Genomic DNA, 17,891 nt, shown 5'->3' with positions numbered 1-17,891 from the left:
ATTAGAATTTAATTTAATTTTGGCTCTCTCCTAAGAAGCTGCTGTACCAGTGACCTGAGTCTTTAATTATTCTTTTCTGCGTTTCATAATTTACGTGAACCAAGCCAAAGCGGGGTCTGTAACCTTCTGCCCATTCAAAATTATCCGTAAAACTCCAAACAAAATAGCCTTCCACATTTACACCTTCCGCTTTTGCTTTTAAAATCTCGGCGATATTAGCTTGTAGATATTGTTTTCGTTTATTATCATTTATCTTTCCATTTTCAACAGAATCTGGAAAGGCAGCACCATTCTCAGTAACATAAATTTTCTTATAGTTGTATTTTGAGAAACGATGAAGCATTTCATGCATTGCCTGTGGATATATTTCCCATTCCATTTCAGTAACTTCTTCTACCCTTTTTTTCGCACTAACCAGCGATGATTTAATATAGGGTGTAAAAAAAGAATGTTTCACAACCTCTCTAGTATAATTTTGTATTCCAATAAAATCAGGAATTGCTGATAATGCCTTTTCATCATCCTGATGCATATATTTTTCGATTCTTCTTAGAAAAGGAAGACTTTCAAGAGGATAACCCAAGCCGCTGAGCGGCTCAACAAACAAACGATTAACTAAAGCATCAACCCGAAGGGCTGCCTTTATATCTTTTTCCTTTTCTGTGTGCGGATGTATGGCAGAGCATGAAAAAGTTGTGCCTACCTCAATATCAGACCTCAGGTTTTTTGCAATATTAATTCCTGCGGCCTGGGCTAATGCAGAATGATGAGTTGCCGGAATAAAATTATTCATCCCACGCTTTCCTGGGGCATGAATTCCTAAAAAATAGCCGGCACCAGTATAAACCATTGGTTCATTTAATATCATCCAATGCTTAACTCTATCCCCAAAATGATTGATGCAAAAGGAAACATAATCCGAAAAATGACTTACGATTTCTCTGTTTGCCCAGCCCCCTTTCTGTTGAAGCGTCAGAGGTAAATCCCAATGATATAAAGTTACCCAAGGGTCAATTCCAAACTCTAAGCAAAGGTCTATTACACGATCATAAAATGCCAAACCCTGGAGGTTTAACTCAGTATCCCCTTTGGGAAATATTCGTGACCACGAAAATGAGAAGCGGAAATTTGAAATATTCATCGATTTCATCAATGCAATATCTCTAGTGTATTGATTATAAAAATCACAGCTTACATTTGCCGAATGACCTTTAAATATTTTACCCTTTTTCTTGGCAAACTCATCCCAAATGGAAGGCCCTTTACCATCTTCATAACAAGAACCTTCTGTTTGAAATGCTGATGCAGCTACACCCCAGACAAATTTATCGCCAAAATCTGATTTATTGATTTCCAAAATAATTAAGATGAACTTTTCTCTAACTTTTTAAAGAAGTTAGGCCTACCAAATAATTTAAAATCAGAAGTTTTAAGTTTCAAAGGTTTCTTGGTAGCTAAAACTTTTGATTCCTTTTCTATGATATCATTTAATATCTTTTCAGTATCATCTGGATAATTTACCGGAATAACTTTACCTGAGGAAACCCAATTTATAATTTTTTGTAAATGCTTTTTCTTTAAACTTTTAATAACTGGCACTCCTAAATTTTTTAAAGCTTCGGCATTACATTGTTGCTCATACTGACCCTTCATGGGGATCACCATCAATTTCTTTTTAAGAAATAGGGCCTCTGCTGGCGTTTCAAATCCTGCACCACAAAAAATACCACTTGCTCTTGTCATGCTATCAATAAACTCCTCATTATTTATCGGCCTTATCCAGACATTCTTTGAATGAAAAGATTTTTTATTGTGCTTGGAAAAAACCTGCCATTGAACATTTTCTACCATAGACAATATTTCTACTAATCGTTCATCATTATAGGCAGGCAAGTAAACGGTAAAATGGCCGGCATTAATCGGCTTCATTTGTCTAACTTCAGTACGTATTACAGGCGTAAAGATATTTTTATCGTAAGGCAAGAAATGGAAACCGTACTGACTTGATGAAGGGGCGTAAGAACGAAGTATTGCTTTTCCAATAGGGTCAAATACTTTAGCTTTTGGTGAATTTTTATTTATCACTGCAGCCTGATGGCTAATGGAAATACAGGGCTTCCCAGATAAATAACAAGCCCATGAAGAAACCGGTTCAAAATCACTAATTACAAGATCATAATCTTCAACAGGAAGCACCTTTATGTCTTTCAATAATTGCCTTAAACGTGATTTTTTATATGTTTCGGCGATATCAATGTTTCCCTTTTTTCCAAAAATGAAGCTTAAACCATGGAATTTGTACTTAATTTCAAAAGGTAAACCCACATCCGCTTGAGTTCCACTAATTAAAATATCAACATCATGATTTTTTTTCAGCAAAGGGATAACTTCCCGAGCACGGGTAACATGTCCGTTTCCGGTACCTTGTATCGCATAAAGAATTTTCATGAGCTTTTCAAAGAAAAATCAGAGACCATCTGATTAAATAATTGCTTAATATCCATTTCCATCGCTTCGTCATCACCACCATTCAACATAGCTATTCTATCAGATTCCTTAAATCTAAATAAATCCCACTGTCCTTTGTGGTACTCTAAAGCAGTTAAATTCTCAATCCAATCTCCAGAGTTGAGATACATGATACTGCCATGGTTCTGTTCTATTTTCCGCATCTCAGGATGATGAATATGTCCGCAAACAACATATTGATAATTCATATTAATACCAATGTCTGCAGCCGTTTCTTCAAAGCCATTAATAAATTTTATAGCACCCTTAACACTATTTTTTATTTTTTTTGAGAAGGATAATTTGCCTCTTTTAAATACTTTTTCAGATATCCAATTAGCCACACTATTTATAATAATTAGGCTATCGTAACCAATGGCACCCAATTTTGCAAGCCATTTAGAATGCTGCATTGTTACATCAAAAACATCTCCATGAAATATCCAGGCCTTTTCCTCATTATCAAGATTCAGAATTAATTTATTAACTATTTGGAAAGAACCCATTTTAAATCCCTCAAACTTTCTAAGCATTTCATCATGGTTGCCAGTAATATAATATACTTTAACTCCCTTACTTAGCCAGTTCATTATATGCTTAATAATTTTCATGTGCGACTTCGGCCAATAACTTTTACTGAATTGCCAAATATCAATTATGTCGCCATTGAGAACAACAGTTTTAGGCTTAATAGATTTCAGATAGTGTAATAATTCTTTGGCCCTGCAGCCATATGTACCCAAATGTACATCCGATATTACAACAACATCAACTTGACGTTTTTCTTTCTTCATTAATGCCTAAAAGCTTTGTTAATATTTGAAAAACGAATAAAAATGAGGTAGAAAAAAAATTCTAATAATTGAGTGTAGAGATTTTTCAATTTATTTTCTTTTTAATTAACAAAAATAAATTACGAATGTTATCTATACATTAATTCATTAACAGCAAATTGTTAGCAAATGTTAATAAATGTTGATGGAGTGCTTAATATTAACTTATCAATTAAACGTTTATATCTTGTTAAAACCTTGAAAGATTAAGGGTCATTTTCAGTATAAAAATCACATAATACCTTTTTTGCTTTGGATGTTTTAATATTGAAAATCCCCTGGTTGAAACTCAAAATTATTTTAAGAAGTCTATTCTACCCCGATTGCATTTGCAATCCATCTTAGATTTTGAATAATACTAATTCGTTTTGCCGAAATTTCATTCGCCATTTCCCTCACTTCCAATAATTTCTGCTCTCTAGAGTTAACAAGAAAAAGGGAGCTCTCGCCAGCACTAAACTTAATTTCTTCGCCCTTTAATAAAGTGGAGCTATTTTCTTCCATTCCTCGGTACAATTTGATTTGATTATCAAGGTTTTGCAAATCATTTTTATAATTCTCCCACTTAATTGCTGTCAAGTTCCTTTTATCCAAAAAAGCATATTCAGCATCCTTTAATTTCAACTTGGCAAGGCTATAACTTGCTCTTTGCTTGGTGAAGGTAAGTGGCATAGAAAAAGTAAAACCGAACTTTTGATTGTTTTGAAGCCATGCCGGATTCATATTATTAAAAATATTTCTACCCGAATTTAGCAAACCAAGATTCACATTTAAGCTTGGTTTAATTTGGTCTAGCTTTAAGCGTCTTTCCACCTCTAATTGTTTAACTTTTATTTCGTAATTCTTAACTACCGGATTTAAATCTGCTATAATTGAGGGCTCTTCATACAAAAGACCATCCGGCAAATTCAAACTTAAAACTTGAGGGTCGGGGCTGATATTGAGAAGGCTGGGGTCTACAGGAATAGCATTCTCAAGCCAAAGGTAGCTCGCCAAATCATTTTTACTAGTTATTAATTTAGTTTCATAATCGCTCAATTTTTGCTGACGAGATTGCAATAAAATCAATGCCTCAAGCGTATCAATTGCCGGTAGGTCGCCATTTTTAAATAATAACTTAACACCCTCTGCACGTTGCTTTGCCAATTCTACTGCCTCACGATAAATTTCAGTATTTAGCCAATTATTAAGCCATTTTACATAAGCGCCAGTAGCATCCACATACAATTGATTTAATATTTGTTGCCGCTCATTGGCTGCCATATTTTGAAATAAACTAGCTTGTTTTAAGGCCGCTCTTCGCTCATCAATAATTAATCCGCTCCCTAAGGGTACGCTCAATCCTACAAAGCCCAAACCAGCCTCTGGGACTCTGTTTTCAGGATTTACAAAATTACCTGAATAAGTAGTATAGCTACCCTTCAAATCAATTCCATACCACAATGGCAACTTCACTTGGGGTATCAAATAATCGTAGTAGTTAGTCCCATTAAAAACCTTTTTCTCCTGGGCCAGCTCCAGCTTCGGATCAAAAGCACCCAAGGCCTCACGACGAAGATAAAAAGCACGATCTACCCCAATTCCTGCCTGTAGAGCAACCGGGTGATAGCTTTTTATCAAAGAAAGATATTCATCCAAAGTCAAACGCTTTTCTTGAGCCAAAAGAGGTCCAAAAAATAGAATTAGAAGGAAAGAGATTAAAATTTTCATTTCTTGGATTTAATATCTTTAGATTTTGGATTATAAAAATTAGGTGGGAAGCCATTAAATTGACGCCATAGCTCATACCAAATTGGCACATCATCAAGTAAAGCAATAGCCTGACAACCAGTCCCATAACGCAAATTTTGAGGCCATTTTTTATCATCTTGCTCTGGGATTACCCAAACTTTAAATTTTCCCGATTCATCAATCGTATTGTCGATTGCCGAAATACGGCCACTAAATAAGCCATAAGATGCTTGAGGCCATCCAGAAAAAATAATGGCAGGGAAACCATCAAACTGAATTCTTACCAGCTGCCCTAAATTAATTAGTGGCATATCATTGGGGTCAACTTTTATTTCGATGGCTTGATTTAACTGCGCTGGGACTATCGTCAATAGCTTTTCTCCATCTTTAACAGTCTCACCAATTCCAGCCTTTCCGCTCTGAAGTACTTGCCCATCTTGAGGTGCTATGATGTAATGAAAACTTTTTCTCGCACTATAGTTGAAAAGTACATTCCGAAGCTTTGAGGCTTCCCCATCACTTGTTGCAACCTCCGATAAAGCGGCATATTTATCTCCAGCTGCTTTGGATATTTTCTCTGAATATTCTTGTGAAGCTGAAGAGAACTCTAATCGTATGTTTACAAGCTCATTCTTACTGTTTTGATACTTGTTTTCAGTCCCAATTTTTTTCGCCAACGCATCCTGAAAATACTGTTGTCTAGCTTCTAATTCCACTAAAGACTTTAAGCCAGCTTTAAAAAGTTCTTCTTGCCTTTGAACTTGAACGCTAGCAATTTTAAACTGACCAGCAGCGGCAGTCATCGCCATGCTATCCGATTGAACTTGGAGCGTATATTGTCTAAGTTTAATTTTGAGCTGCGATAATTTAAGCTCCAGACCCTCTTCAAGCGCACTTATTTGTTGTAGGCTAGTATTTACTTTATTTCTGTAAAAATCTGCCGACTGACTTTTAGCATCCAATTGTTCGGTGGTTCGCTTTAAAAGCTCAGGATCTAAATATTCGTCCTTTGTTTCTGCCAAGGCCAATAAAGTATCTCCCTTTTTAACAAAATTGCCATTCTGGATATACCATTTGGATATTCTAGCGCTAATAAAGCTGTTCACTTCTTGCGGGCGCTGCTCTGGGTTAAGCGTAGAGACATTCCCCCTTGAACGAATATTCTGTGTCCATGGTAAAAGAAGCGCTGCAATTAATGCACCCAAAATAATCAGCATCCACTTGGTTTTGCGTAGGCGTTTAGTGGGGGCTGCTGTAACCACAAATGATTTAAACTTCGAAAAGTTGGTTAAATCTGTCTTTTTATCAAGAAACATCTTATTCTCTTATTTATTATTCTTAGCAATATGAATGGTACGATCGCAAGCAGAAACCAACTCAGGAAGGTCTGTAATGGCGATAAGGCTAAAAGACTTATCCGAAATTAATTTATTGACAATGTGTTGTCGGTATTCCATTTCTATAGCTTCCCATCCGTTTTCCATCATTAAAATTAAAGGCTTTCTCAATAAACAGCGCGCTAAAAGGATTTTTTGAATAACGCTATGAGGAAGTTTCTGCCCTTGTGAATCAATCATAATATGATAACCCTCAACCTTGCCTTGTATAAAAGGAAGAAGCCCTACAAGCTTACAGGTTTCATTAATTTCATCAAGCGATCTATCTAGATTACCTAATGTGAGATTTTCGAGAAGCGTGCCATTAAACAGCTCCTCTTGGGCAAAAAATACGGCTATGCCGTTCCTCCAATCATCCACAGGAATATTATGAAGTGGCAGCTCATTTACCAGTATTTGTCCAGAATATCCACCATAAAGTCCCGATAACACCCTAATCAAAGTGGTTTTGCCCGAACCTTGATTACCACTAATGCAAATCTTCTCGCCAGGTTTTAATTCAAATGAAACATTCTCCAATACCTTTTTTCCATTAGGGAATGAGAATCCTAAATTTCTTATCGAAAGATCAAAGCCCCTCGAATAATCAGAATCGAAACCATCAATTCGCTCTAGATCTCTATCTTGAGGCTTTTGTAAAACATGATCTAATTTTTCAATTGCGGTAAGTACATCATAACCCGTAGCCAAGCTCAAAATCAATTTTTCTACGGAATTTAATACAGCGATTATGATCAGTTCGGCTGCAATAAACTGTCCTAAATTGATTTTTTGATCTAAAAATAATAGAGTTCCAATAATCAACATGGATCCTGTAATTAACACTTTGAAAGCAATTAAAGTTTTGTATTGAAGAACAAGAACCTGAAAGTGTAAACGTCTTGCCGACAAATACCCTAGAATAAGTTCATCCACTTTATTTAAGTGAAACTGCCCTTTTTGCGTGAATTTAAAAGTTTTAATTGCTCTTGAAATCTCTTCTAACCAATGCCCCACGCGATATTTGAAATCGCTCTCCTCCATGCTGGAGTTAAGTCCCCTATTGCTACTACCTGAAATGATAAAAACAATGAAGATTAAAAGTATGAAGCCAAAAACAGCGAAAGCAGGATGATAAAAGGTTAAAAGCAGTATTCCAAAAATAATTTGAATGGAAGCGGTTGGCACATCTAATAATAACTTTGCTAATCCCTTTTGAAGATTTGCAGTATCAAAAAAGCGATTTACAAGTTCAGGGAGATAATAATTGTCGATGCTCAATAAATCAAGTCTCGGAATCCGGTATGCATAGGCAAATGTTAAACGAGTAAAAATACGCTGCTGGATATTCTCTGTTACATTCATCTGCATCACTTGAATAAGGCCTCCCAAAAACACACCAGCAACCACAAATGCAATCAAAACAATAAGCGAAACCGATAAAATTCCACCAAACAGTAAGCCAACTATAGCCTGTATGCCCAAGGGAAGGGATAATTGTATCGCTCCAATAAGAATTGCATAAAAATAAATTTGCCCTACTTCCCTTTTCTCAAGATTAATGAGTTGAACTAGTTTTTTTATTGCTGCGGTAAAAGAATACCTAATTGCTTTATTCATGATTTTATTAAAATTGAATTCGAATAGTTATCAAATAACAAATTAACTGATATCTAGTTTAGAACTTAAATGGATGGCTCCATTTTTACGCTCTATAAACTCACAGGCTTCAAACAATATTTTTTGCAAGCGGTGAATAGACTCAGCATAGTATGCAATTTTATCTGCGTCATTTTCCAATTCCATATTCCTTTGGTATAAGCTAATCTCCACATGGATATATGCCGTTAATATTTCCATTGCATCTTTAGCTTTAAAATCACCTTCTGCTAAACTGATTTCCTTCATATCAATTCTTATTAATTTGATATTGCAAAATTGTTAAGCCCAATCCATATATTTTCATTTATCTTTATAATATTATCCATAAAATATTTTTATGCATTATACTTTACATCAGCTTCAGATCTTTTTAAAAATTAGCCAGACTAAAAGCATCACAAAAGCGGCAGAGGAGCTACATCTAACGCAACCTGCAGTTTCAATTCAATTAAAGAATTTGCAAGAACAGTTTGATATTCCGCTTACTGAGGTAATTGGGAGGCAGTTATACATCACCGACTTTGGCGCAGAGCTTGCTGTAGCAGTTGAGAAAATATTGGCCGAGGTATATGCCATAAATTACAAAACGTTGGCTTATAAGGGGCAGCTTAGTGGGCGACTCAAACTATCCGTAGTATCTACTGGAAAATATGTGATTCCATATTTCTTATCTGATTTTTTGAAGCAGCATCAGGGCATTGAGCTTTCGCTAGACGTAACCAATAAAGAGAAAGTAATTGAAAGCTTAGAAAAGAACGAGGTTGATTTTGCTTTGGTATCAGTCTTGCCCGAAAAGTTACAAATTGAGTCTATTGAGCTTATGCCAAACAAACTTTATTTGGTTGGTGGTTCAGAAAGAATGCATAACTATGAGGAAAATAGTCATGAAATATTAGAGAATTTACCAATTATCTATCGTGAAGAGGGCTCAGGAACGAGACATACCTTTGAGAAATACCTTGCCTTACATAATCTTAAAGTGAGAAAAAAAATGGAGCTAACTTCCAATGAGGCAGTTAAGCAAGCGGTAATTGCCGGTTTAGGATATTCAGTTATGCCCCTAATTGGTATAAAAAATGAACTCATCAACGGTGAACTTTCGATCATACCTATTAAAGGCTTCCCTCTTATTTCTGTCTGGAACATCATTTGGCTGAAAAATAAAGGGTTTTCACCTGTTGCAACAGCGTTTTTAGAGAATTTAAAGAAGGAGAAAGAAAAAATAATCGACGAAAAATTTAATGGTTTAAGGAAAATATTGGCCAAGGAAAAGATATAGAAAAATATAAAAAGAAAAACCCAATGGCTGTTAACCACTGGGCTGTTAAAGGTTAATTAACATGTTTTTCTTTCCAAATCTGTATTAAATTCCAGTTTTTTAAAATTAAATCCTGAGAACTAACTATTGTTTAATGAGTATATAATTTTTCCGTTTTAAAAATTCAGAAATTAATTAGTCTACCAAACCTAAGCAATACCCCCATTAAACAATATTTATTAATTTGAATAAACAAGTCTAAACAATATTAGTCCCTAGCCCTAAACAAATTATGTTATTCGTGTGATGTAACAGATTATCACAGGTTTATAGCTCTGTTAAAATTGAAATTATCCTAATTAATTGTAAAGGAATAAACGCCTGAGTCAGAAGTATTCCCCTTTGCATCCCTTGATATTACTTTCCAATAATAGGTTGTGGCAGCAGTTACAGTAACATTGTTCAAAGTAGTTTCAGTTACTTTAGCCAGAAATATACTTGGTTTATTGCTTGTTCCGAGATATAAATCATAATTAACAATATCATTATCTGTATCAGAACCTCGCCACTGTAAACTTATCTTGCCATTAATCGCATTAAGCTTTTGGCCTATTGTCGGACTAATAATTTCTGCAGGGAATGGAGGATAACTTGTTACAGCTATCCCTGAATTATAAAATTTCCAAGTCGCACTAACAGCCGTGGCCGCAGTTTTACTTGATTTTGAAGTCACAAACCATGAGTATGGTGTGTTACGACTCAAAGTCAATTCCAAACTTGTGGTACTTGTTAGCTTAGTTGATACCACGTTAGTTAAGAGATTTTTTAGTGTTAGTTCATAGCTTTCTGTGTTTGCAGCTTCAGCCCATTTAAACTCGATAGTACTTTCAGAATCTGAGATTATTTTACCTGCTAAGCATACCTCATCCTTTGTGGGCGTTAATAAAACCGCAGCTAGCGGAGCCGGAATTTCAGACTTCTTCTTACCGCATGTTATTAATGATAAAGCTAATAAACATGCTAAACTGATTTTTAATACTTTCATTTCTTTAAAACTTTATAAACTTCTTTACCAATAGCAATGGTATAATATCCACTATCCAATTTACCCAAATCTAAAGATATCAATCCATTCTGAATAATGTGCGAAGCTCTGTAAACGGGGAAGCCTGCGCCATCATAAACATGAACTAAAATTGTTGAATTATCCTCTTGATTGAGCTTCAAATTAAGAATATCTGTGAATGGATTGGGGTAAACCGAAACCTTTTCGTTTACAAAAATCTCTTCTTGATAAACTCCTTGGCATTCTTTATCCGTTGTAATTAGGACTTTATTCCAACCATTTTTTAAGGCTAAATCATAGGAACTACCCAAGCTTGTAACTGTTTCGCCATTGAGGCTGATGCGATAAGTAGAACCGCCGGTCATCGCCAATTTTAGTATATTCTTAGCAGGATTAAGTTGTGAGTAAACAGCCAAATCTTTGGGTTCGGTAATTACTAAATCATAACATAACTTTCTGTCCATTTTTCCTTTTATTGAAAAACAAAGTGAATAATTTCCTGCCGAAACATTCGGAATCTCTAAAGATTTTGTGAACGTATAATCTTTAACAGGAACACCCGATTTCATTAAAACTACCTGATAATCTAGCGCATGGAGAGCCATAATATTGATTTTTCCATTATCCAAGCTACTACAGGTTTCACTTGTGTTTGTTATCACAAAATTCTTGGCAGGCAAAGGAAAAATATCCTCGTCACAACTATCCCCAATACCATCTTGATCCAAATCAAACTGATCTTCATTAGCTAAATTTATACAATTATCAAGCTGATCAACAATGCCATCTAAATCAGCATCTTTCAATTCTGTTCCCAAAAACATAATTTGATCGTTTTTCTTGTGAAAGAAGTTCATTACTGGAGTTCCTACATTTTCAAAGGGATCGGTAATAATTAACCGTGAACCTATAATTCCAGATGACAACTCCGAAACCCTAGACGTGCCAATTGACATTAAAGTTTTAGAAATTGCACTAGTAAGTTTTATCGGACTTTCCTTGTTTACTGCCGTAAAGCCACCGCCGGTTGATGCTAACTTATAATTATCAAACTCCAAAGATATTTTACCCTTAATATCTATTGATTCAGTTTTTACTTCAACAACTAGTTTATCTAAATTACTATAACCCTGATTTTGTAAGTTAGTCTGAAGAAGATATGATTTTGGCAATTGAGTATCTTTCGTATAAATGGTGTTCTTAGTTGCAATAAGTTGATCCTTATCGTCTTTAAGTTGAACTGTTAAATAGATTACTCCATCCAATACCCCGGTGGCATTGATATTACTAACAACCACACTGTCTTGACTCATAACTCCTTCACCTCTGACTACATTGCCACCCATTAAACTATAAACAGTGTAAACGTATTTTTTATCTTTGCAGGGTTTACAATTTATGCTAGCACTTATTGATTCTACGCTAGCTTTATTAATAAACTTATTCAATATTTGAGCATTTAGATCCTTTTCTAATACTATATCGGATTTAATAATGTCAAATCGAATAATTTCCACAAAGGAATAATTCCTAAAATTTCCAGCCCGATCAAGGGTTTGCATCGATGAAATACCCCACTTCCCAGGAGCTGAACCCTTAGGTAATAATAAGCTTAGATTAATTGGCTTCCAATCCGAATTATTTTCGGGCGTCAAATTATAAAAATATTTCGCTATGGTATCACTAGTGGCTTGCCCTGAGTAATAGTATTCCTTTCCAAGCGGGTCTCTTAAACTATATGACAATTGTTTTAACCCCGATTCATGGCCTGCAAAATCTGATAAATCTCTAATTAATAAGGCTATATCAACCCTAGTTTCACCATCAGGGGCTTTAGGATTTGTTGGCGTTGCTACTATCCGAATTCGATTTAAATCAACTTCGGGAGCTATATAATCTGGAAATGATGTTTTTATATAAATACTATCCCTAATGTCTTTATATAAACCATTGTTGAGTTTGCTTGGCGGGATTTTAAAATCGGATGTATCTTTCATGAAAAGTACATCCGTATAATTATTGGCAATATCTTGAGCATTTAACATAGAAACACTATAATAGCCAGAGGGATAATATTCTGGCACTGCCAAAACCCCTTCAAAATATTTTATTGAATTATACTTATTGTCATATCCCCTAGCAAGGTCAATTAAAGGCTTATCTTGTATCTGATGTTCATAAATCTGCACACCAGCCTTATCTAATTTTGGGAAGAAAAATCGCGTAATACTTCTTTCCATAGGGCTATTATCATAAAAACTAAAAGAAGCTTTTACACCCTGCATTTCAACACCTGAATTATCAGAAAGAATTTGTCCGTCTTTGCCAAATTTTGCTTTAATAGCCTCCAATTTGAGATCTTCGCGCCATTTTGGAGGTGATGTATCCTCCAATGGATTCTCTAAAAAAAGCTTAAAGCCAATGGTCGATGTGTTTTCCAAACGGGAATTTCTCACCTCATCAAAAATATTTAAAGAAACGATATTCCAATAGCCATTTTTCTCATGTTTAGTAAATGTTGTTTTACCAATCAGAATAGAATCAGCAGATCCGTTTTTTGGATTAAATTGAATATCATGAATAGTTCCAATGGTGGAAGCTAAACGCATGTATGCATGTGAACCACCATCAACTTTAGGATCCTTGGATTTTAACTTTAAGGTTACTGTAACTTCTTTATCTTCTTCGCTTTTACCCTTAATATCAACAGTTAAACCAATAACCTTTCCGGGATAAGTAAGGTCGGGGAAAAGGTTATAAACCATAAAGGTCAAATCCTCTCTAATTTGAGCGATATAACGAGTCCCATGCATAATTCGATCACGAATAAATTCGTATTTACGCATTGAACGTGATCTCAATATATCGGGATTGGTAACATAGCTTGCAATTGACTCTGCCATGTCTTCATTCGGGTTTTTTTGATGTGCATAAGCACTTACAAATTCGGTGGTGTTTGAGGTCGACCAGCCAGAAGCTGAAGTGGGATCAATAAACCAATCCCCAACTTTTATCCAATCTTTTCTAAGCTGCTCCTCAAAAGTAAACTCCCATAAAAAATGTGCCTTTTCATGAAGGATAAGCCTTTGTACAAAACCAATATCTGTCTGATTAAATGCACCACTCATAAACTCAATCGTGTTAATATGAGTCCAGGCTATAGCAGGTGCAGTTGGATATTTGGGGTTAGTCTGACCGTTTACGCGTCTAACAAAATATTTGAGCCCATCTTGCTTATGAAAGCCTTCAGGTAATTCCTCAAGCATTGATAATATAGCTATCTTCTCTTCACTAAAAAATTCCTGAAAATTTGAAGATTCTTCATCCATTAAATCCTCTGTCTGTTGATCAGACTTCATAAATGTTATTCCATATCGTTCAGTAGATATTTTATGGACTTGTTCGGTATTTTTTCCAAAATCAGTGAAATAGTTTAAAATAGCTTGATGTAGTCTTTTGGAATAAAATTTCATCTTTAAACCATCTAAATTAGCAACCTGCGGACTAGCATAGGTAAAAGCCGATTGACTTATTGTTACGTGCTGAATACCATTTACAGTTTTGATAGTTAAATCTTTAGCAAGCTGTTGCTTTGTTAAAAAGAACACGGACTTTACGTTCTTGCCATTTTCAAAATCAATTTTTTGCCCTTCCCCAAAAGGGATAATAGGCAAACTTTTCAAATTAGTATAAAGCCTGTAACTATCCTCACTCGACCAATATTCAAGATCATTGGAGAGTATGACACCAAATTCATTACGCAATTTAATGGAGGAATAATCAGATGGTACGCTAAAAGAAGAATCTAACACAACTAGCTTAGTAGGTTCATTAACATATACTTGTGTTGCATGCCCTACATAGCTATCATCATCAGACCAACTGTATTTAAAGTCTGTGTTAAGCATGGGCGTTAGCGTAATTTCTGCGCTGGTCTGGCTCGGTACCGCAATAGTCTTGGCTGATGGGAAAGTATAGCCCTTTGCGTCAATTACAATTGCATAGCTTCCAGGATTAAGCTGAAAATCTAATTTTGTTGGTTCATCAGCAGCATATTTTGCCCATTTCTGTTCTTTAAATTCTGCACTCTTTTGAATAGTAACCAGTACCGAATCATTCTGCTTAATCCCTTTAACAGTAATTGTAAACTTACTTTGAGAAAATGCAAATTTGGAGCTAAGTAGAATTAAAAAGCTAAAAAGTATAATTTTTTTCATAGGCACAGGCTCTGAATCACAAATAGTTGATTGTCAGGGTAGATTTGACAGGATAAATTTAATGACAATTAAGCAATTAAATAAATATTTATTATCGTAGAAATCGGACAGTGGGCTAATCATACAGAATTTATAAATGCACTTAATTGAAGGCTGCGCAAAAACAAGAATATAAAACAAGCTTGTAAAAGAGAATTTCAAGGAATTATTTAGCAATATTTTTGGTGAAAATGAAAGGGCAGATAGCAAAGAATTGCCCTTAGAGGCAGAGGCCAAATTTGAAACCTAAAATTATAGATGTTATAATTAAAATCATGCTGAATAATCATTCACAAACCGAAAGCATCCTATATCATGTTATTATTGATAATAGCAAGAGTATGCAGGTATATCAACCTGAACTCTATATCATGCTTAGTAAGCATTTACAAAATCTCCATAAATCCATCATTGCTCAAGAAAAATTAATTCATATCTCATGCAGTTATTTTAATTCCGAGAATTTAGGGTTTGAAGATTCCTATGCCCCCACAATCAAGTTTCTTAAAAAAAGCAAAAACTTGAAACTTAGCGGCAACACTAATATTTTCGATGCCTTGACAGAAAATCTAGAGTATTTAAGCCAAAAATTAGAGCGCCCAGAATTAAAGAAAATTACCAAAATATATTTGGCACTTATTAGCGACGGGCATGAAAATAAGTCAAACAAAATTACAGCAAAAGAACTGAACGAGAAGCTGAAAACATTTCGTAAAAATCATAGTGCCGAATTTATAATCCTTAGTGGTATTTTCCATGATTTAGATTGCGATATTAAACTAATCATACCTTCAATGGCTCAATATGAAAAAGATAATACACGTGTTCAAAATGCCTTTGATAATTTAATAAAATATATTTGCGGATACCAAGTTTAACATCATCGAAATAAACAATTTATTTTTATAATTATTATTTATAATTTGGTTTAAACTAATTTCTATCCTCGGCCTATTCTACCTGTTATGATGAAAAAAAATAATTACAATGTCTGGTTGGTGCGCTCACCTGAAGTGAGTAAAATCGAATATTGGAATGTCTTCAATCTCCTAAAATCTATTCCAGGGGTGATCAATTATTTAACTAAGGAGGAGAAAGATTTTGATTTAGAAGAGGAGGAGAACAAAACTCGAAATATCTCTGAAGAAAAGATTAAACATACATGGTTTTTTGGGCAATGTAGAAACTTTAGAGATCCTGGAGATGTGGGTAACAAAGACATGGTGATATATCTTACCGATTTCCCTAATGAAAACAGTCTTTTTCTCAAGGCTGATGACGATAATATATTGAATGCCTACGTTCAAACTTCAGAGTACGACAAATATTTCCCTGGTAATGATACGCGCTATCCTATAGCCTATCATATTGCGGTTACCGTTTTAATGATGCAATGGTTCGAAAATATGGAGGATGCATTAAAAACTATCAACATGTCGCGGAGTAAAGGCGGTATTTTAGATTTTTGCAGTTATAAAAAAGATGTGATTTTAAAACTTCGCACTGCCGACCTTTCTGCTGAAGAAATTGATAGCCTTGTTGAGAAAAAGGTTGACCCCAATCTAATTTTAACAGTTCTAGAGACTTTAGAAAAATTAAGGAGTTTCATGCTCTTGAAAAACCGTTGGGGATTAGAGCCTAAACCACTCGTAATGACCGTAAACAATAAAGAAAATCAATTATATTTTGAGGAATTAGGAAACATTGCAGTGAATTTAACTCCTGTTCAGTTGGCGTTATACCTTACATTTTTGACTCACACAGATGGAATTATTTATGATAAAAAGAAATCACACCTAGAATTTGGTGACTTAATGTATGTGTTTTATGATAGTTTGAAATCTGACTCTATTGATATTATGGATCCTGGTTTTAAAGATAGGATAGCTCTGATCGAAAAGACTTGGAAAACAAATGATTTTAGTATTCAGCTAAGCAAAATAAAAAAAGAATTCATTAAGGCTTTAGGTTCTGAATTAGCAAAACTGTATTATATTACTGATGTTGATTCTAAGAAAAGAAACATAGCTCTTAATCGTGAATATATCGAAATAGTGGACTGGAAAGGTAAAGTTTTAGATAAAGACACATACTTTAAACAGTTTTTAGACAAGGCAAAAGAATTAAAGAGAAAAAGAGGATTATAAAATTACCAATTCTAATCAAATTCTTCTGAGAACTCGGACAGTCCAGTTTGTCTAAAGCAAACTGGACTGTCCGATTTATATGGTAATGGAAATTACGCATTTTAATTAAACATCATTTTTAAAAAATAAAAAATGATATGTCTCCGAGCACATGTAATTCCCTCAAAAATCAATTGCAAAATACAAGCTTGTCGGAGAAAAAGATATTAAAAAAAGTTCTAACATCTTTGCTCCTCAAATCAAAGAAAAATGAACACAGAAACACTACATTCAAACATCAATCCATTGGAAAAAATCACAACTTCATGGGACTTCATGAATGAAGATGATTGGCATGAAGAAATCGATTGTTTTCCTGGTGATTATGATGAAGAATATGGGATCGAAGCCGATTTCCATGATAAAGTGGATGAAGTAATCAATTTAAATCTCAGTAATTCATTAATCCGTTTGGAAACAGTTTTGGAGAAATTTCCTATCCATCATATTTCTGTGACTATAGATGTAAATGGCATGGAAAATACCGATGCGTTTTGTATGAATTCGGGCGACTTTGAAACAACAGGAAGAAATAGTATCGGAATTGGTGTAGGACCACGAATGTTAAGATCATTTCTTGAAAAGCTTTTCTATCCGAACTCATTTAATGACCCCTATTATGAATTAAATTTTGATCATGAATTAATCCATGGAATGGATCAAAACCTATGGATATACAGTCCAAAGGGAGTAAATGCGAAGACTCCTAAAGAACATCTTTTACATTATTTATTGAAATACCAAACCGAAGGTTTAGCCTGTTTTTCAACTTTTTTAAGAGGTCATTTAGCCGAAAAATCATTTATCAAGGCCGCATCAAAATTTGACAAGAAATGGAGATTGTTAACGAGTTTTGATGAACAAAACCCAGAGAATTGGAAGAATTTACTAAACAAGATGGAAAGTCATCAAAATGACCCTTATCATCTAGGTCCGATGATGGTGCTTCAAGCGATCAAAGTAAAAGCGGGCGAAAATAATGACGATACAACCTTAAACTTGCTGGAGAAAGCGA

At 34.6% G+C, this 17,891-nt stretch carries 13 protein-coding genes; 4 read left to right on the top strand and 9 right to left on the bottom strand.

Annotated elements, in window-relative coordinates:
* Positions 1-13 precede the first annotated feature (13 nt).
* From ACIQ0D_RS06245 to ACIQ0D_RS06215, 7 genes are all read right to left on the bottom strand, one after another.
* Positions 14-1,357, bottom strand: coding sequence for a GH1 family beta-glucosidase (locus ACIQ0D_RS06245; protein WP_395803828.1), 1,344 nt, complete (start codon positions 1,355-1,357; stop codon positions 14-16).
* Between the two features lie 5 nt (positions 1,358-1,362).
* A complete protein-coding gene (locus ACIQ0D_RS06240; protein ID WP_395803826.1) occupies positions 1,363-2,448 on the bottom strand; it encodes a glycosyltransferase family protein in 1,086 nt (361 codons plus the stop codon).
* The gene (locus ACIQ0D_RS06235; RefSeq protein ID WP_395803824.1) at positions 2,445-3,302 is read right to left on the bottom strand and encodes a UDP-2,3-diacylglucosamine diphosphatase; all 858 of its coding nucleotides are present in this window, start codon (positions 3,300-3,302) and stop codon (positions 2,445-2,447) included. The genes ACIQ0D_RS06240 and ACIQ0D_RS06235 overlap by 4 nt, the downstream gene beginning before the upstream one ends.
* Before the next feature lie 348 nt (positions 3,303-3,650).
* A complete protein-coding gene (locus ACIQ0D_RS06230) occupies positions 3,651-5,051 on the bottom strand; it encodes a TolC family protein (protein ID WP_395803822.1) in 1,401 nt (466 codons plus the stop codon).
* Positions 5,048-6,388, bottom strand: coding sequence for an HlyD family secretion protein (locus tag ACIQ0D_RS06225; protein WP_395803820.1), 1,341 nt, complete (start codon positions 6,386-6,388; stop codon positions 5,048-5,050). Before ACIQ0D_RS06225 ends, ACIQ0D_RS06230 begins: the two co-directional genes overlap by 4 nt.
* 9 nt (positions 6,389-6,397) lie before the next feature.
* The gene (locus ACIQ0D_RS06220) at positions 6,398-8,068 is read right to left on the bottom strand and encodes a peptidase domain-containing ABC transporter (RefSeq protein ID WP_395803818.1); all 1,671 of its coding nucleotides are present in this window, start codon (positions 8,066-8,068) and stop codon (positions 6,398-6,400) included.
* A gap of 42 nt (positions 8,069-8,110) precedes the next feature.
* Positions 8,111-8,356: a hypothetical protein gene (locus ACIQ0D_RS06215; RefSeq protein ID WP_395803816.1), complete on the bottom strand. Its 246-nt coding sequence runs from the start codon at positions 8,354-8,356 to the stop codon at positions 8,111-8,113.
* Positions 8,357-8,447: 91 nt separating this feature from the next.
* Here ACIQ0D_RS06215 and ACIQ0D_RS06210 point away from each other — a divergent pair, with 91 nt between their 5' ends.
* Entirely contained in the window at positions 8,448-9,389 is a 942-nt protein-coding gene (locus ACIQ0D_RS06210; protein WP_395803814.1) for a LysR family transcriptional regulator, read from the top strand.
* A 334-nt stretch (positions 9,390-9,723) separates the two neighbouring features.
* Here ACIQ0D_RS06210 and ACIQ0D_RS06205 read toward each other — a convergent pair whose 3' ends face one another.
* Together ACIQ0D_RS06205 and ACIQ0D_RS06200 are read right to left on the bottom strand one after the other, a co-directional pair.
* Positions 9,724-10,413 carry a hypothetical protein gene (locus tag ACIQ0D_RS06205; protein WP_395803812.1) on the bottom strand — a complete coding sequence of 230 codons (690 nt, stop codon included), beginning with the start codon at positions 10,411-10,413 and terminating at the stop codon, positions 9,724-9,726.
* The gene (locus ACIQ0D_RS06200; protein ID WP_395803810.1) at positions 10,410-14,651 is read right to left on the bottom strand and encodes a T9SS type A sorting domain-containing protein; all 4,242 of its coding nucleotides are present in this window, start codon (positions 14,649-14,651) and stop codon (positions 10,410-10,412) included. Before ACIQ0D_RS06200 ends, ACIQ0D_RS06205 begins: the two co-directional genes overlap by 4 nt.
* 314 nt (positions 14,652-14,965) lie before the next feature.
* On the opposite strand from ACIQ0D_RS06200, the gene ACIQ0D_RS06195 reads away from it, so the two are divergent.
* The 3 genes from ACIQ0D_RS06195 to ACIQ0D_RS06185 form a co-directional block, all read left to right on the top strand.
* Entirely contained in the window at positions 14,966-15,568 is a 603-nt protein-coding gene (locus ACIQ0D_RS06195) for a hypothetical protein (protein ID WP_395803808.1), read from the top strand.
* An 87-nt stretch (positions 15,569-15,655) separates the two neighbouring features.
* Positions 15,656-16,837 carry a hypothetical protein gene (locus ACIQ0D_RS06190; protein ID WP_395803806.1) on the top strand — a complete coding sequence of 394 codons (1,182 nt, stop codon included), beginning with the start codon at positions 15,656-15,658 and terminating at the stop codon, positions 16,835-16,837.
* A gap of 249 nt (positions 16,838-17,086) precedes the next feature.
* Positions 17,087-17,891 (top strand): hypothetical protein (locus ACIQ0D_RS06185; RefSeq protein ID WP_395803804.1); only part of this gene is annotated, 805 nt, incomplete at its 3' end.

Source organism: Daejeonella sp., from assembly GCF_044342615.1.
GTDB lineage: Bacteria > Bacteroidota > Bacteroidia > Sphingobacteriales > Sphingobacteriaceae > Daejeonella.
This window is presented reverse-complemented; position numbering and strand designations above follow the sequence as displayed.

What these genes read in the sequence shown, in the direction of transcription:
- ACIQ0D_RS06240 (WP_395803826.1), bottom strand. Translation starts at nt 2,448, where the DNA reads ATGAAAATTCTTTATGCGATACAAGGTACCGGAAACGGACATGTTACC.
- ACIQ0D_RS06235 (WP_395803824.1), bottom strand. Translation starts at nt 3,302, where the DNA reads ATGAAGAAAGAAAAACGTCAAGTTGATGTTGTTGTAATATCGGATGTA.
- ACIQ0D_RS06230 (WP_395803822.1), bottom strand. Translation starts at nt 5,051, where the DNA reads ATGAAAATTTTAATCTCTTTCCTTCTAATTCTATTTTTTGGACCTCTT.
- ACIQ0D_RS06225 (WP_395803820.1), bottom strand. Translation starts at nt 6,388, where the DNA reads ATGTTTCTTGATAAAAAGACAGATTTAACCAACTTTTCGAAGTTTAAA.
- ACIQ0D_RS06220 (WP_395803818.1), bottom strand. Translation starts at nt 8,068, where the DNA reads ATGAATAAAGCAATTAGGTATTCTTTTACCGCAGCAATAAAAAAACTA.
- ACIQ0D_RS06215 (WP_395803816.1), bottom strand. Translation starts at nt 8,356, where the DNA reads ATGAAGGAAATCAGTTTAGCAGAAGGTGATTTTAAAGCTAAAGATGCA.
- ACIQ0D_RS06210 (WP_395803814.1), top strand. Translation starts at nt 8,448, where the DNA reads ATGCATTATACTTTACATCAGCTTCAGATCTTTTTAAAAATTAGCCAG.
- ACIQ0D_RS06205 (WP_395803812.1), bottom strand. Translation starts at nt 10,413, where the DNA reads ATGAAAGTATTAAAAATCAGTTTAGCATGTTTATTAGCTTTATCATTA.
- ACIQ0D_RS06200 (WP_395803810.1), bottom strand. Translation starts at nt 14,651, where the DNA reads ATGAAAAAAATTATACTTTTTAGCTTTTTAATTCTACTTAGCTCCAAA.
- ACIQ0D_RS06195 (WP_395803808.1), top strand. Translation starts at nt 14,966, where the DNA reads ATGCTGAATAATCATTCACAAACCGAAAGCATCCTATATCATGTTATT.
- ACIQ0D_RS06190 (WP_395803806.1), top strand. Translation starts at nt 15,656, where the DNA reads ATGATGAAAAAAAATAATTACAATGTCTGGTTGGTGCGCTCACCTGAA.